14 protein-coding genes are annotated in these 15,873 nt (G+C 53.1%); 12 read left to right on the forward strand and 2 right to left on the reverse strand.

All coding sequences use genetic code 11. The annotated features are described in order from the left end of the window. Positions 1–11 precede the first annotated feature (11 nt). Positions 12–1,052: an aldo/keto reductase gene (locus FDX04_RS04110; RefSeq protein WP_042310975.1), complete on the reverse strand. Its 1,041-nt coding sequence runs from the start codon at positions 1,050–1,052 to the stop codon at positions 12–14. 481 nt (positions 1,053–1,533) lie between these two features. Here FDX04_RS04110 and FDX04_RS04120 point away from each other — a divergent pair, with 481 nt between their 5' ends. The 10 genes from FDX04_RS04120 to hybG all read left to right on the forward strand — a co-directional run bounded on the left by FDX04_RS04120 (position 1,534) and on the right by hybG (position 10,300). Continuing rightward, positions 1,534–3,174 (forward strand): methyl-accepting chemotaxis protein, encoded by a 1,641-nt coding sequence (locus tag FDX04_RS04120; RefSeq protein WP_137370470.1) that lies wholly within the window; start codon positions 1,534–1,536, stop codon positions 3,172–3,174. 84 nt (positions 3,175–3,258) lie between these two features. Beyond that, complete coding sequence (locus tag FDX04_RS04125) at positions 3,259–3,546, forward strand: DUF2623 family protein (RefSeq protein WP_003024490.1); 288 nt, start codon at positions 3,259–3,261, stop codon at positions 3,544–3,546. Between the two features lie 190 nt (positions 3,547–3,736). Continuing rightward, on the forward strand, positions 3,737–4,855 hold the full coding sequence (hybO, locus tag FDX04_RS04130; protein ID WP_003024486.1) for a hydrogenase 2 small subunit: 1,119 nt from the start codon (positions 3,737–3,739) through the stop codon (positions 4,853–4,855). 2 nt (positions 4,856–4,857) lie between these two features. Then, positions 4,858–5,844: a hydrogenase 2 operon protein HybA gene (gene hybA, locus FDX04_RS04135; protein ID WP_003828357.1), complete on the forward strand. Its 987-nt coding sequence runs from the start codon at positions 4,858–4,860 to the stop codon at positions 5,842–5,844. Then, positions 5,834–7,012: a Ni/Fe-hydrogenase cytochrome b subunit gene (gene hybB / locus FDX04_RS04140; protein WP_042310972.1), complete on the forward strand. Its 1,179-nt coding sequence runs from the start codon at positions 5,834–5,836 to the stop codon at positions 7,010–7,012. The genes hybA and hybB overlap by 11 nt, the downstream gene beginning before the upstream one ends. Further along, entirely contained in the window at positions 7,009–8,712 is a 1,704-nt protein-coding gene (gene hybC, locus FDX04_RS04145) for a hydrogenase 2 large subunit (RefSeq protein WP_038633838.1), read from the forward strand. The genes hybB and hybC overlap by 4 nt, the downstream gene beginning before the upstream one ends. Beyond that, a complete protein-coding gene (locus FDX04_RS04150) occupies positions 8,712–9,206 on the forward strand; it encodes a HyaD/HybD family hydrogenase maturation endopeptidase (RefSeq protein WP_003024473.1) in 495 nt (164 codons plus the stop codon). Before hybC ends, FDX04_RS04150 begins: the two co-directional genes overlap by 1 nt. Next, entirely contained in the window at positions 9,199–9,687 is a 489-nt protein-coding gene (gene hybE, locus FDX04_RS04155) for a hydrogenase-2 assembly chaperone (RefSeq protein ID WP_137370471.1), read from the forward strand. Before FDX04_RS04150 ends, hybE begins: the two co-directional genes overlap by 8 nt. Beyond that, entirely contained in the window at positions 9,680–10,021 is a 342-nt protein-coding gene (gene hypA / locus FDX04_RS04160) for a hydrogenase maturation nickel metallochaperone HypA (protein ID WP_003828349.1), read from the forward strand. The genes hybE and hypA overlap by 8 nt, the downstream gene beginning before the upstream one ends. Positions 10,022–10,051: 30 nt before the next feature. After that, positions 10,052–10,300 (forward strand): hydrogenase maturation factor HybG, encoded by a 249-nt coding sequence (gene hybG, locus FDX04_RS04165; protein ID WP_003024459.1) that lies wholly within the window; start codon positions 10,052–10,054, stop codon positions 10,298–10,300. A gap of 88 nt (positions 10,301–10,388) precedes the next feature. On the opposite strand, the gene yghU is transcribed toward hybG, so the two are convergent. Continuing rightward, on the reverse strand, positions 10,389–11,255 hold the full coding sequence (gene yghU, locus FDX04_RS04170; RefSeq protein ID WP_137361724.1) for a glutathione-dependent disulfide-bond oxidoreductase: 867 nt from the start codon (positions 11,253–11,255) through the stop codon (positions 10,389–10,391). A 218-nt stretch (positions 11,256–11,473) separates the two neighbouring features. On the opposite strand from yghU, the gene FDX04_RS04175 reads away from it, so the two are divergent. Together FDX04_RS04175 and gss are read left to right on the forward strand one after the other, a co-directional pair. Next, positions 11,474–13,762, forward strand: coding sequence for an FdhF/YdeP family oxidoreductase (locus FDX04_RS04175; protein ID WP_137361725.1), 2,289 nt, complete (start codon positions 11,474–11,476; stop codon positions 13,760–13,762). Between the two features lie 153 nt (positions 13,763–13,915). Continuing rightward, complete coding sequence (gss, locus tag FDX04_RS04180; RefSeq protein ID WP_137361726.1) at positions 13,916–15,775, forward strand: bifunctional glutathionylspermidine amidase/synthase; 1,860 nt, start codon at positions 13,916–13,918, stop codon at positions 15,773–15,775. Positions 15,776–15,873 lie beyond the last annotated feature (98 nt).

Below are 15,873 nucleotides of genomic sequence, written 5' to 3' on the forward strand. Positions count from 1 at the left end.
GTGACAAACGGCTATTTGTCAGATGAGGCTTGCCACAGATTCAGCTCACCGTCAGCGACGTGTTTATCGATTTGCGCCAGTTCTTCGGCGCTGAACGTCAGATTAGCCAATGCCTGAACGTTTTCTTCCAGCTGCTCCGGTCGGCTGGCGCCAATTAATACCGAAGTGACCCGGTTGTCTTTCAGCAACCAGCTTAAGGCCATTTGCGCCATCGACTGTCCGCGCTGTTGCGCCATCTCATTGAGCAAACGCAGGCTACTAAGGTTTTCTTCCGTCAGCATATTTTCTGTCAGCCCACGGACTTTTTTCCCTTCACGCTGCATACGTGAACCTTCCGGGATGCCGTTGAGGTATTTCCCCGTCAGCAGCCCCTGGGCCAGCGGCGTAAAGGCAATGCAGCCCATGCCGTTAGCTTCCAGCGTATCCAGCAAGCCACTGCTGTCTACCCAGCGATTAAGCAGGTTGTAAGAGGGTTGGTGGATAAGAAGCGGAATTTTCCATTCCCGTAGCAGCTCGGCCATCTTTTGCGTTCGTTCCGGAGAATAGGACGAGATGCCGACATACAGCGCTTTACCGCTTTGCACCGCATGGGCCAGCGCTGAGGCGGTCTCTTCCATTGGCGTATTTTCGTCAACGCGGTGTGAGTAGAAGATATCGACATAGTCGAGCCCCATGCGTTGCAGGCTCTGGTCGAGGCTGGCAAGCAGGTATTTACGCGAACCACCAGAACCGTATGGCCCTGGCCACATGTCGTAGCCCGCCTTGGTGGAGATGATCAGCTCATCTCGGTATTGTGCAAAATCCTCGCGCAGTAAACGGCCAAAATTCTCTTCTGCGCTGCCTGGAGGCGGCCCATAGTTATTGGCCAAATCAAAATGGGTGATGCCTAAATCAAAGGCTTTACGCAGTAGGGCGCGCTGTGACTCCAGCGCCTGAACGTGCCCAAAACTGTGCCACAAACCCAGCGACAGTGCGGGTAAGCGTAAACCGCTGCGTCCACAGTAGCGATAGAGCATTTGCTCGTAACGTTCAGGATTGGCAAACCAGGCCATGAGATCTCCTTAGTGCAGGTGAATTTCAAAACAGCGTTTCTATTCTAGCGGGTTCTCGGTGAATATTCCGTTCACAGGTCACACTGGGATAAAAAACTGAGCGGCATTCGAACCGCCAATTATTGAAGGAGCTGGCCTGGGAAGGCTATATATCTCTTTGCGTTAATCACGGCTTTCATAATGCCCCGACCTGTCGTTATGAGAAAGCTGCCGCTGATTTAGCCTGGGAGCACACTCTTGCTGGGTTTTATAAATCTTTGTGATAGAAAACAAAGCATTATTAAATGATTTAGGTGAGTTATCTGAATAATAATGCTAGCTAATTTCATTAGCATTCATGTTGATATCGCCTGGAGAGATATGGGTTGGACTTAAGAAAGTAAAAAAATAAAGAACGCATTATATCTTCTCTATCGGCTGCCGATAACAAGGATAAGTATCGCCTGGTGGCGAATTCCTCATCAACGGCAAGGAAATTATTATGGGTTTGCTGAAAAACTTCACTATTCGTATTGTCATGTTGGCAATACTGGGACTTTTTTGCCTGCTGTGGTCGGGCGTGGGTTTATTCAGTCTTCATTCTTTATCAAAAATATCAGAAGGGAATGATATTGACCGTCATCTCGTCCATCAGATGACTGTTCTCAGTCAGGGTAACGATCAGTACTTTCGCTTCGTAACGCGCTTAAGTCGCGCCATGGATGTCAAAATGAGCGGCGGAACGCCTGATTTTGCGCCGGCGCAGCAGTCCCTGGAGAATATGAGTAAAAAACTCCAGGAGATGAAAACATTGTCTCCGGGTCCCATGGACCCTGAAGTCGCCACAGCAGTACTGACAAAGTGGCAGGCGTTGCTGGACAACGGAGTGATCCCGCAAATGCAGCTGGCGCAGCAGGGCACGCTTACGGCCTTTGCGGAGCATGCCAGCACCGTTACGCCAGCGTTGAGCCGTGAATTTGGCGCCAGTGCCGAGCGTTTTAACGCTACGGCGGGTGAGCGGCTTGATACCACCCGCGTGATGGTCGATGGCAAAACCTCTATCATCCGGACGTTAATTATCACCGCCGTGATCCTTGGGATTGCCCTCCTTTTCTTTACCGACCGCTACCTTGTTTCCATGATGGTGAAACCGCTGGGGCGTATTCGCCAGCAGTTTCAGCAGATTGCGCAGGGCGATCTCAGCCATCCAATTGAAGATTTTGGTCGTAACTGCGTGGGTCAACTGGTGCCGTTACTGTGCGCGATGCAGGACAGCCTGCGCGAAGCCGTCAGCACTATCCGTTCAGGTAGTGACAACATCTGGCGAGGGGCGACGGAAATTTCCACCGGGAATAACGATCTCTCCTCACGTACTGAAGAGCAGGCCGCAGCGCTGGAAGAGACCGCTGCCAGCATGGAGCAACTGACCGCAACGGTAAAACTGAACGCTGAAAACGCGCGTGAAGCCAGCCAGCTTGCCGATACGGCGACAGAAACAGCAGGTAAAGGGAGCACGCTGGTTTCAGAAGTGGTTGAGACAATGGACGGTATTGCCGCCAGTTCTAAACAGATCGCGGAAATCACGTCAGTTATTAATAGTATTGCTTTCCAGACCAATATTCTGGCGCTGAACGCGGCGGTTGAAGCTGCCAGGGCAGGCGAGCAGGGGCGCGGTTTTGCCGTCGTTGCCGGTGAAGTACGTAACCTTGCCAGTCGCAGCGCCGGGGCGGCGAAAGAGATTGAGACGCTGATTGGCGAGTCATCGCGTCGTGTCGATCAGGGTGCTCGTTTGGTTAAAGAAACGGGATTAACCATGGAGGCGATTCTGCGCGGTGCCACCGAAGTGACTGTCATCATGAAGCAAATTGCCTCAGCCTCGGAAGAACAGAATAAGGGCATCTCGCAGGTGAGTGTGGCGATCACGCAGATGGACAGCGTAACGCAACAGAACGCTGCATTGGTAGAGCAAGTCTCCGCCGCGGCCGTGGCGCTGGAACGACAAACAGAGGAACTGCAACGCTCGGTGCAACAGTTCCGCCTCTCAGCGAATGATGTGCAGTACGCCGCCGCCAATACCGCTTCCCCTTCAGCAGACAGCAAAACGTCTGCGGCAGCTAAAACGGATGAATGGGTGTCCTTTTAAGCTGGCATAAAAAGTTCGTGATACCTCTGGTCTTTGCTTAAAAAATCGCTATATAATTTATTATATAGCGATTGGAGGTTATGCATGGACAACCATTTTGGTAAAGGTCTGATGGCCGGACTAAACGCCTCAAGTGCGGACAGTGCACGCTCAGTGGCGAATTTTTGTGCGGATTATAAGCGTGGTTTTGTGCTGGGATTTTCACATCGAATGTTTGAAAAAACGGGCGATCGACAGCTCAGCGCGTGGGAAGCGGGGATCCTGACGCGCCGCTATGGGCTGGATAAGGAGATGGTGATGGATTTCTTTAAAGAGAACCAGTCCAGTACAACAATTCGCTTTTTCATGGCCGGCTATCGGCTCGAAGCTTGATCCGAAAGGGGTATTATCTTGCTTTAATTAATTACACTATTGACCTACGCCTTCGTTTTGTTGCTCCGTCGAAGTATTATATCGCACATAACCATATAAAAAGTGTGGTAAATGGCGCGCCGATCGCAATATGCAACATGCGAATGGTGCAAAATAAAAAGCCAGGTCTTCGCAACGGAATAACTATAAAATGACTGGAGATAACTCTCTCATCAATTCGAGCGGCATCAATCGCCGCGATTTCATGAAGCTTTGTGCAGCACTGGCCGCCACCATGGGGCTCAGTAGCAAAGCCGCCGCAGAAATGGCCGAATCAGTTTCCCGCCCTCAGCGCCCACCGGTTATCTGGATTGGTGCTCAGGAGTGTACGGGTTGTACTGAATCGCTGCTTCGCGCGACACACCCTACAGTGGAAAACCTCGTCCTGGAGACAATCTCCCTGGAATACCACGAGGTACTCTCTGCCGCCTTCGGCCATCAGGTTGAAGAGAATAAACATAACGCTCTGGAGAAGTACAAAGGGCAATATGTTCTGGTTGTAGATGGTTCTATCCCACTGAAAGATAATGGTATTTACTGCATGGTTGCCGGTGAGCCGATCGTGGATCATATCCGCCGGGCCGCTGAAGGCGCAGCCGCTATCATTGCCATTGGCTCTTGCGCCGCGTGGGGTGGTGTTGCTGCCGCTGGCGTTAACCCAACGGGTGCAGTCGGCTTGCAGGAAGTTCTGCCAGGCAAAACCATCATCAACATTCCCGGCTGTCCGCCGAACCCGCATAACTTCCTGGCAACGGTCGCGCATATCATCACTTACGGTAAGCCGCCGAAGCTGGATACCAAAAACCGTCCAACATTCGCCTATGGCCGTTTGATTCACGAACATTGCGAACGTCGCCCGCACTTCGATGCTGGCCGCTTTGCGAAAGAGTTTGGCGATGAAGGCCATCGTGAAGGCTGGTGTCTCTACCATCTGGGCTGTAAAGGACCAGAAACCTACGGCAACTGCTCAACGCTGCAATTCTGCGATGTTGGCGGCGTGTGGCCGGTGGCTATCGGTCACCCTTGCTACGGCTGTAACGAAGAAGGCGTCGGTTTCCATAAAGGTATTCACCAGCTTGCTCATGTGGAAAACCAAACCCCGCGCTCCGAGAAGCCTGATGTCAACATGAAAGAAGGTGGCAATGTCTCTGCCGGCGCGATTGGGCTGCTTGGTGGCGTGGTAGGGCTGGTCGCCGGCGTCAGCGTGATGGCGGTTCGTGAACTGGGTCGTCAGCAGAAGAAAGATAACGCTGACTCACGGGGAGAATAACCGTGAACAGACGTAACTTTATTAAAGCAGCCTCCAGCGGGGCATTGCTGTTGGGCGCTGCGCCGTCCATCAGCCATGCGGCTGCAGAAAACCGTCCGCCAATCCCTGGGTCTCTTGGGATGCTCTATGACTCGACGCTATGCGTGGGCTGCCAGGCCTGTGTCACCAAGTGTCAGGACATCAACTTTCCGGCGCGTAACCCGGAAGGCGAGCAGACCTGGTCAAACAACGACAAGCTGTCGCCGTATACCAATAACATCATCCAGGTGTGGCGTAGTGGAACAGGCGTTAACAAAGACCAGGAAGAAAATGGCTACGCATACATTAAGAAACAGTGCATGCACTGTGTCGATCCGAACTGCGTCTCCGTTTGCCCGGTCTCCGCTCTGAAGAAAGATCCGAAAACCGGCATCGTCCACTATGACAAAGATGTCTGTACAGGTTGCCGCTATTGCATGGTCGCCTGTCCGTACAACGTGCCTAAGTACGACTATAACAACCCGTTTGGTGCGCTTCACAAATGTGAACTGTGTAACCAGAAAGGTGTTGAACGTCTGGATAAAGGCGGTTTACCGGGTTGTGTTGAAGTGTGTCCTGCCGGGGCGGTGATTTTTGGTACGCGTGAAGAGCTGATGGCTGAGGCGAAAAAACGTCTCGCGCTGAAGCCTGGCAGCGAATACCACTATCCGCGTCAGACGGTGAAAGCGGGCGATACCTATCTGCATACGGTACCGAAGTACTACCCACACCTGTACGGTGAGAAGGAAGGTGGTGGTACGCAGGTGATGGTGCTGACGGGGGTTCCTTACGAAGATTTGGATCTGCCGAAACTGGATGATCTTTCAACCGGTGCGCGTTCTGAACATGTTCAACATTCCCTGTATAAGGGCATGATATTACCCCTGGCTGCGCTGGCGGGCTTAACCGTGCTGGTTCGTCGTAATACGAAAAACGACCATCACGACGGAGGAGACGATCATGAGTCATGATCCTAAACCGCTGGGCGGGAAAATAATCAGCAAACCGGTCATTATTTTTGGGCCGTTAATCGTCCTGTGTATGCTCCTGATCGTGAAACGTCTGGTCTTCGGATTGGGTTCAGTCTCCGATCTGAACGGCGGTTTCCCATGGGGTGTTTGGATCGCGTTTGACCTGTTGATTGGTACCGGCTTCGCGTGCGGCGGTTGGGCGCTGGCGTGGGCGGTGTATGTTTTCAACAGAGGGCAATACCATCCGTTGGTGCGTCCGGCGCTGCTGGCAAGCCTGTTTGGCTACTCGCTGGGTGGTCTGTCGATCACCATTGACGTCGGTCGTTACTGGAACCTGCCGTATTTCTACATTCCAGGTCACTTCAACGTGAACTCGGTATTGTTCGAAACGGCGGTCTGTATGACCATCTATATCGGCATCATGGCGCTGGAATTTGCTCCGGCTCTGTTTGAACGTCTGGGTTGGAAAGTCTCCCTCAAGCGTTTGAATAAAGTGATGTTCTTTATTATCGCTCTCGGCGCACTGCTGCCAACCATGCATCAGTCTTCAATGGGTTCATTGATGATTTCTGCGGGTTATAAGGTGCATCCGCTATGGCAAGCGTATGAAATGTTGCCGCTTTTCTCCGTATTAACCGCTTTTATTATGGGTTTCTCGATCGTCATCTTTGAAGGCTCACTGGTACAAGCCGGTCTGAAAGGTAACGGTCCGGACGAGAAAAGCTTGTTCATCAAGCTGACGAATACCATCAGCATATTGCTGGCGATTTTCGTGGTTCTGCGCTTTGGCGAGTTAATCTATCGCGACAAACTGTCCTATGCGTTTGCAGGCGATCTTTACTCCGTAATGTTCTGGATTGAAGTCGTACTGATGGTCTTCCCGCTGGTGGTGCTGCGCGTCACTAAGCTGCGTAATGACTCACGCATGCTGTATCTGTCTGCGCTGAGTGCATTGCTGGGTTGTGCGACATGGCGTCTGTCCTATTCGCTGGTGGCGTTCAATCCTGGTGGTGGCTACCACTACTTCCCAACCTGGGAAGAACTGTTGATTTCTATTGGTTTTGTGGCTATTGAGATTTGTGCATACATCGTACTCATTCGTCTACTGCCGATACTTCCTCCTTTAAAACAAAACGATCAAAATCGTCATGAGGCGAGCAAAGCATGAGCCAGAGAATTACTATTGATCCGGTAACCCGTATTGAGGGTCATTTACGCATCGACTGCGAAATCGAAAATGGCGTGGTATCTAAAGCATGGGCTTCCGGTACCATGTGGCGCGGCATGGAAGAGATCGTGAAAAACCGCGATCCGCGCGATGCCTGGATGATTGTTCAGCGTATCTGTGGCGTTTGTACTACCACTCACGCTATCTCTTCCGTTCGTGCAGCAGAAAGCGCGCTGAATATTGATGTTCCGGTGAACGCACAGTACATCCGTAACATCATTCTGGCCGCGCACACCACGCATGACCATATTGTTCACTTCTATCAGCTGTCTGCGCTGGACTGGGTGGACATCACCTCCGCGTTGAAAGCCGATCCAGCGAAAGCGTCCGCGATGCTGAACGGTGTGTCCTCTTGGCACCTGAACAGCACGGAAGAGTTCACCAAGGTTCAGAATAAGATCAAAGATCTTGTCGCCAGCGGTCAGTTAGGCATTTTTGCCAACGGTTGCTGGGGCCACCCGGCAATGCAGCTGCCGCCGGAAGTGAACCTGATTGCTGTTGCTCACTATCTGCAGGCGCTGGAATGCCAGCGTGATGCCAACCGCGTTGTCGCGCTGTTGGGCGGTAAAACGCCGCACATCCAGAACCTGGCGGTAGGTGGAGTTGCTAACCCAATTAACCTCGACGGCCTCGGCGTGCTGAACCTTGAGCGTCTGATGTACATCAAGTCCTTCATCGACAAGCTGAGCGACTTTGTTGAGCAGGTTTACAAAGTTGATACCGCGGTTATTGCTGCGTTCTACCCTGAGTGGCTGGAACGTGGTCAGGGTGCGGTTAACTATCTGAGCGCGCCGGAATTCCCGACTGACGGTAAAAACGGCAGCTTCCTGTTCCCGGGTGGTTACATCACCAATGAAGATCTGTCGACCTATCGTCCGATCACCTCTCACTCCGATGAGTACCTGATCAAAGGGATTCAGGAGAGTGCGAAACACGCGTGGTACAAAGACGAAGCGCCGCAGGCTCCGTGGGAAGGCACAACGGTTCCGGATTACACCGGCTGGTCTGATGACGGCAAATACTCCTGGGTTAAAGCGCCGACCTTCTACGGTAAAACGGTTGAAGTGGGTCCGCTGGCCAACATGCTGTGTAAACTGGCGGCTAAACGCGAGTCTACTCATGCCAAGCTGAATGAAATCATCGCGATTTACACCAAGCTGACCGGTAAAACCATCGAAGTGTCGCAACTGCACTCAACGCTGGGCCGTATCATTGGCCGTACCGTTCACTGCTGTGAACTGCAGAACGTTCTGCAGGATCAGTACAACGCGCTGATTGTGAACATCGGTAAAGGCGACCACACCACCTTCGTGAAACCGGATATTCCGGCAACGGGCGAATTTAAAGGCGTTGGTTTCCTCGAAGCGCCGCGCGGTATGCTGTCTCACTGGATGGTGATTAAAGACGGTATTATCAGCAACTACCAGGCGGTTGTTCCGTCAACCTGGAACTCAGGCCCACGTAACTTCAACGATGAAGTCGGACCGTACGAGCGCTCGTTGGTAGGCACGCCAATCGCCGATCCAAACAAACCGCTGGAAGTGGTTCGTACCATTCACTCCTTCGACCCTTGTATGTCATGTGCGGTGCATGTGGTGGACGTTGACGGGAACGAAGTGGTCTCAGTTAAGGTTCTGTAATGCGGATATTAGTCTTAGGGGTCGGCAATATTTTGCTGACCGACGAAGCTATCGGGGTGCGTATCGTTGAGGCGTTAGAGCAACGTTACATCCTGCCAGACTTTGTTGATGTTCTGGACGGTGGTACGGCTGGGATGGAGCTTCTCGGCGATATGGCGAACAGGGATCATCTGATCATTGCTGACGCCATCGTGTCGAAGAAAAACACGCCGGGAACGATGATGGTCCTGCGGGATGAAGAGATCCCGGCGCTGTTTACCAACAAAATCTCACCGCATCAGCTTGGCCTGGCCGACGTATTGTCGGCCCTGCGTTTCACCGGCGAGTTTCCGAAAAAGCTGACGTTAGTCGGTATTATTCCGGAATCGCTGGAACCGCATATTGGGCTAACGCCAACGGTTGAAGCCATGATTGAACCTGCGCTTGAGCAGGTTCTTGCCGCGCTTCGCGAATCAGGCGTTGAAGCGATCCCTCGGGAGGCGGCTCATGTCTGAGGAGTTTGTCGGTTTTCAGACGGCCCCGAAGACGCAGATTCAGGCAGCGTTTGAAGAGGTTGCCCGGCGTTCGATGCACAATCTCTCTTTCTTGCATCCGAATATGCCGGTGTATGTCTCTGATTTTACGCTGTTTGAAGGACAGTGGACGGGGTGTGTTATCACCCCCTGGATGCTCAGCGCACTGATTTTCCCCGGACCGGACCAGATCTGGCCGGTGCGTAAAGTCAGTGAAAAAATCGGGTTGCGTCTGCCGTATGGCGAAATGACCTTTACCGTGGGTGAACTGGAGGGCGTATCGCAATACCTCTCCTGTTCGCTGATGTCGCCGCTTTCGCACAGCATGTCGGCACAAGAAGGTGTCCGTCTGACTGATGATTGCGCGCGCATGCTGTTATCGCTGCCGGTGAGCGATCCGAATGCGCCGCAGCTAAATCGCCGCGCGCTGCTGCTGGGTCGTCGGAACTGCGAAAATGCATGAGCTGTCCCTTTGTCAGAGCGCGGTTGAGATTGTTCAACAGCAGGCAGAGCAGCACGGTGTCAAACGCGTAACCGGCGTTTGGCTGGAAATTGGCGCACTCTCCTGCGTTGAGGAGAGTGCCGTCCGTTTCAGTTTCGACATTGTCTGTCAGGGTACGCTGGCGCAAGGTTGTGAGCTGCATATTGATTATAAGCCAGCTCAGGCGTGGTGCTGGGATTGCAGTCAGGTTGTGGAAATCACCCAGCATGATGCGCAGTGTCCGCTATGTCAGGGCGATCGTCTGCGGGTTGATGCTGGCGATTCACTGAAAGTGAAAAGTATTGAAGTCGAATAACCCATAGGTTGCTATGGGGCGGAGTCAGATATGTGTATTGGAGTCCCTGGTCAGGTTCTGGCCGTTGGTGAAGATATTCACCAGCTTGCGCAGGTTGAAGTGTGCGGCATCAAACGTGATGTCAATATTGCCCTGATTTGTGAAGGTGATACGGCTGAGCTGGTCGGGCAATGGGTGCTGGTGCACGTAGGGTTCGCCATGAGCATCATTGATGAAGATGAAGCTAAAGCCACGTTGGACGCACTTCGCCGCATGGAGTACGACGTCACCAGCGCGTGATTTTATGCCGGATGGCGGTGCGCTTATCAGGCCCGCGCCTTATATGTAGGCCGGATAAGGCGTTAGCGCCGCCATCCGGCATCTTACGTTAACCCTGGCGCTTATCTTCGGTATTGGTATCGAAGTCGCTGGCGTCATGGCGTTCATGAAGCTGCTCGTTCAGCGGCCCGTTGGTACGGTTTACAATACGGCCACGCTTAACCGCCGGACGCGCTGCAATCTCTTTTGCCCAGCGCTGCACGTGCTTGTAGCTTCCTGCATCAAGGAACTCTGCCGCGTCGTACACGTTGCCCAGAACCACATTGCCAAACCACGGCCAGACCGCCATATCGGCAATAGTGTATTCATTTCCGGCCACAAACTGATGCTGCGCTAATTGCTTATCCAGCACGTCGAGCAGGCGCTTGGCTTCCATTGTGAAGCGATTAATAGCGTACTCAATTTTTACCGGCGCATAGTTATAGAAGTGACCAAAACCACCGCCGAGGAAGGGGGCTGCGCCCTGTAGCCAGAACAACCAGTTCAGCGTTTCAGTGCGTTTCGCCAAATCCTGCGGCAGGAAGTAACCATATTTTTCCGCCAGATAGAGCAGGATTGCGCCAGACTCGAAAACGCGAACCGGCGGATTTTGCGAGTGATCGCGCAGCGCTGGGATCTTCGAGTTCGGATTCACTTCAACAAAGCCGCTGGAAAACTGATCGCCATCGCCAATACGGATAATCCAGGCATCGTATTCCGCGCCCTTGACGCCCTGCGCCAGCAGCTCCTCCAGCATAATCGTTACTTTCTGCCCGTTTGGCGTACCCAGCGAATAGAGCTGCAGCGGATGTTTGCCGACCGGCAGCGTTTTCTCATGGGTGGCACCGGATATTGGGCGGTTGATATTGGCGAATGCGCCGCCGTTCGATTTTTCCCACGTCCAGACTTTCGCGGGCTGATAGGTATTGTCTGACATGTTGACCTGCCTTCTGAGTGGTTGTGTTGATGCAGTGTAGCAGCTAGGTAGAACTCAATTTAACAGATTGGGACTTTATGTCGCTTTGTGCTGAAAGGGGAAGATAAATCTAACCCGTTCATTGTAGCCGGGCCGTACTCCATGAAGAGGAAATCAATGTTGGACGGAAATTGCTACCGTATTCACCATCAAAAATTGGCGGTGAATAAGCAGTAATAATGAAAAATGGTGTTCCAGGAGTAAGCGATTATCAGGGCCCGGCGGGTGGGTGGGGCGCGGTAAAAGCCGTCACTGCTTCGGTATTTTCGCAAAAGGCTGTCGCACGCGACATTATCGCGATGTTCAAAATGAACCAGGTGAAAGGGTTCGATTGTCCGGGCTGTGCGTGGCCGGACCCAGGGCATCGTGCGCCAATGGAGTTGTGCGAGAATGGCGTGAAGGCGGTCTCCTGGGAGACAACCAGCAAGAAAGCGTCACCGGAATTTTTCAGCCGTCATCCGGCTTCTACGCTCTGGCACTATAGCGATTATGAACTGGAAAACATTGGTCGTTTGACGCATCCAATGAAATACGATGCAGCGTCAGACACCTGGCAGGCAGTGGATTGGGATATCGCCTTCCACGAGATCGGTGAGCGCTTGCGCAGCTATGATTCTGCGGAACAAGTTGAGTTTTACACTTCCGGCAGAACCTCAAATGAGGCGGCATTTCTGTATCAACTGTTTGCCCGCGAATACGGCAGCAGTAACTTCCCTGATTGCTCTAACATGTGCCACGGGCCGACCAGCGCAGGGTTAACACCAGCCATTGGCCTTGGGAAAGGGACCGTTGAACTGGACGACTTTGACCACTGCGATCTGGTGATTTGTATCGGGCATAACCCGGGCACTAACCATCCACGCATGCTGACCACCTTACGCGACGTTGCCAAACGTGGGGCCAAAATTATCTCCATCAACCCGCTGAACGAAAGGGGGCTTGAGCGCTTTAGCTTCCCGCAAAGCCCAAAAGAGATGTTCGGCGGCCAGGCCACGGAGCTAAGCAGCGATTACTATCAGGTTAAAATAGGCGGTGACGGCTCGCTGCTCAAAGGCATAATGAAAGCGCTGATCGAAATGGATGAAGCGCGGATCTTACTGGATCAACAGCCCTGCCTCGATCATGCTTTTATTCATGAGCATACCGAGGGCTATTCGACGCTGTATGACGATTTACGCCAGTGTAGCTGGGCAAAACTGGAACAGGATTCCGGACTGACGCGCAGTCAGATGGAGGACCTCGCACACAGCTACAACAAATCCCGCGCCACCATTATTTGTTACGGGTTGGGGATCACCCAGCATAAAAACGGCACTGAGAACGTTCAGCAACTGGTAAACCTGCTGTTGCTGAAAGGCAATATGGGTAAGCCCGGCGCGGGGATCTGCCCGTTGCGCGGTCATTCTAACGTGCAGGGCGATCGTTCTGTGGGGATCAACGAAGCGGCGCCCGAAGAGTTCCTGCAACGCCTTGAGTCGCATTTCGCTATCAGCGTGCCGCGCAAGCATGGCCGCTCCAGCGTGGAGAGCATTCGTGCCATCGAACGGGGAGAGGCAAAAGCGCTCATTTGCATGGGCGGTAATCTGGCGGTGGCGATGCCGCAGCCGCAGCGTACTTTTGCGGCGATGAAAAGCCTGGATCTGCAGGTCCATGTGGCGACCAAACTGAACAGATCGCATCTGCTGCTGGCAAAGCATAACTACCTGCTACCTGCATTAGGCCGAACGGAGCGCGACATGCAGGCGACGGGGATTCAGTCGGTGACCGTCGAAGACTCGATGTCGATGGTTCACGCCTCCTGCGGCGCGCTGAAACCGGCTTCCCGCTGGCTAAAATCGGAACCCGCGATTGTGGCGGGCATGGCTCGTGCCACGCTACCGCTTTCGCCGATCAACTGGGAAGCGTTAACCGGAGACTACGCGTTGATTCGTGACGCCATTGAAGCCGTGATCCCGGCATTCCACGATTACAACGCACGTATTGCCGAGCCGGGCGGATTTCGCATGGATACGCCTGCTTCGCGCCGTGAGTGGCGAACGCCGAATGGTAAAGCCAACTTTATCGTCAGTCATCAGCAAGCGGTGGAGCGGGAAAACCAACCTGCGGATGCGTTAGTTTTGGCGACGCTGCGCAGCCACGATCAGTACAACACCACTATCTATGGTATGAACGATCGCTATCGTGGCATTACCGGTCGGCGTGATGTGGTGTTTTTAAGCGCCGAAGAAGCGGCGGCTCGCGGTCTGAGCCAGGGAGATGTGGTCAACGTTCAGGCGCTGGACGACAACGGCCAGCCCTGTGCGGAACGTGTTATGCACGGTTTAACGGTGGTGATTTACAACATGGCGGCAGGCTCTGTTGGCGCTTATCTGCCTGAAGCGAATGTCCTGCTTTCGCTGGATGCGGTAGACACACAAAGTTTGACTCCGGCGTATAAAAGCGTACCGGTCACCCTGACAAAAGCGTAGTTCCTGCTGTGAATTTTTCGCCTCTGAGCGCCAGCCGCTGCGTTGAGGTGTATGATGATGTCGACCTCTGTCCGGTTAGTGTCGCAGAGCAGGCAATCAGAGCGAAAAATTCACGCCAACCTGCTCAGGCTGTATTGTTTTGAGGTAAGGTGCATGAGCAAAGGAACGACCAGTCAGGATGCCCCATTCGGGACATTATTGGGCTACGCCCCAGGTGGCGTAGCAATCTACTCTTCAGATTACAGCTCCCTCGACCCACGGGACTACGACGATGATGCGGCATTTCGCAGCTATATCGACGACGAATATATGGGCCACAAATGGCAGTGCGTAGAGTTTGCCCGCCGTTTTCTCTTCCTGAACTATGGCATGGTCTTCACCGATGTGGGCATGGCATGGGAGATCTTCTCCTTACGCTTCCTGCGCGAAGTGGTGAATGACAATATCCTGCCGTTACAGGCATTTCCGAATGGTTCACCCCGTGCGCCAGTTGCAGGTGCTCTGCTTATCTGGCAGAAAGGCGGCGAATTTAAAGACACCGGCCATGTGGCGGTAGTCACCCAATTGCTGGAAAACAAAATCCGTATTGCCGAACAGAACGTGATCCACACGCCGCTGCCTCCCGGACAGCAGTGGACCCGCGAACTGGAAATGGTGGTTGAAAACGGTTGTTACACCCTGCGTGATACCTTTGACGACACCACCATTCTTGGTTGGATGATCCAGACCGATGATACCCGTTACAGCCTGCCGCAGCCGGAGATCGCTAATGACTCACTAAAAATTGGCGGCGCGCGACTGGAAGATAACGGGCAGTTTGACGGCAAATGGCTGGATGAACAGGATCCGCTGCAAAAAGCCTACGTGCTGGCGAACGGCCACGTCATTAATCAGGATCCGCATCAGTACTTCACCATTACCGAGAGTGCGGAGCAGGAGCTGATTAAAGCCACCAACGAACTGCACCTGATGTATCTGCACGCGACCGACAAAGTGCTGAAAGACGACAACCTGCTCGCGCTTTTCGACATCCCGAAAATCCTCTGGCCGCGGCTGCGTCTTTCCTGGCAGCGTCGTCGGCATCATATGATCACGGGGCGTATGGATTTCTGTATGGATGAACGCGGACTGAAGGTGTATGAGTACAACGCCGATTCCGCATCCTGTCATACCGAAGCCGGTTTGATCCTCGAAAGATGGGCCGAGCGGGGCTTCACAGGGCAGGGACATAATCCGGCTGAAGGATTGATCAACGAACTGGCTGGCGCCTGGAAACATAGCCGCGCGCGTCCTTTTGTCCACATCATGCAGGATAAGGATATTGAGGAAAACTATCACGCGCAGTTTATGCAGCAGGCGCTGCGTCAGGCCGGGTTTGACAGCAAAATTCTGCGTGGCCTCGATGAGCTACGTTGGGATGACGCCGGTCAGTTGATTGACGGTGATGGTCGCCTGGTGAACTGCGTCTGGAAAACCTGGGCGTGGGAAACCGCGATAGAGCAGGTGCGAGAGGTCAGCGAAACGGAGTATGCCGCAGTGCCCATCCGTACCGGGCATACCAATCAGGAAGTGCGTTTGATAGACGTGCTACTACGCCCGGAAGTGCTGGTCTTCGAGCCTTTGTGGACGGTGATCCCTGGCAACAAAGCGATTCTGCCGATCCTGTGGCAATTGTTCCCGCACCACCGTTATCTGCTTGATACTGATTTCACTGTTAATGAAGAGCTGGCACAAACCGGTTATGCGGTGAAACCTATTGCAGGACGTTGTGGCAGCAACATCGATCTGGTGAGTCATCAGGAAGAGCTCCTGGATAAAACCAGCGGTAAGTTTGCTGAACAGAAGAACATTTATCAGCAGCTTTGGTGTCTGCCGAAGGTTGCTGGTAAATATATTCAGGTTTGTACCTTCACCGTAGGCGGTAACTACGGCGGTACCTGCCTGCGCGGTGACGAGTCGCTGGTAATTAAAAAAGAGAGCGATATCGAACCGCTGATTGTGGTGAAGGAATAATTGCGAACCCCTGTGGTGGTGATGTTGCTATCACGGGGTTATTTGATGGGAATAATTTTAGAAATACCCCAAATAAATATCCTCCGGCATAGCCGGAG

The organism is Citrobacter sp. wls615, assembly GCF_005281355.1.
Taxonomy (GTDB): Bacteria; Pseudomonadota; Gammaproteobacteria; order Enterobacterales; family Enterobacteriaceae; genus Citrobacter; species Citrobacter werkmanii.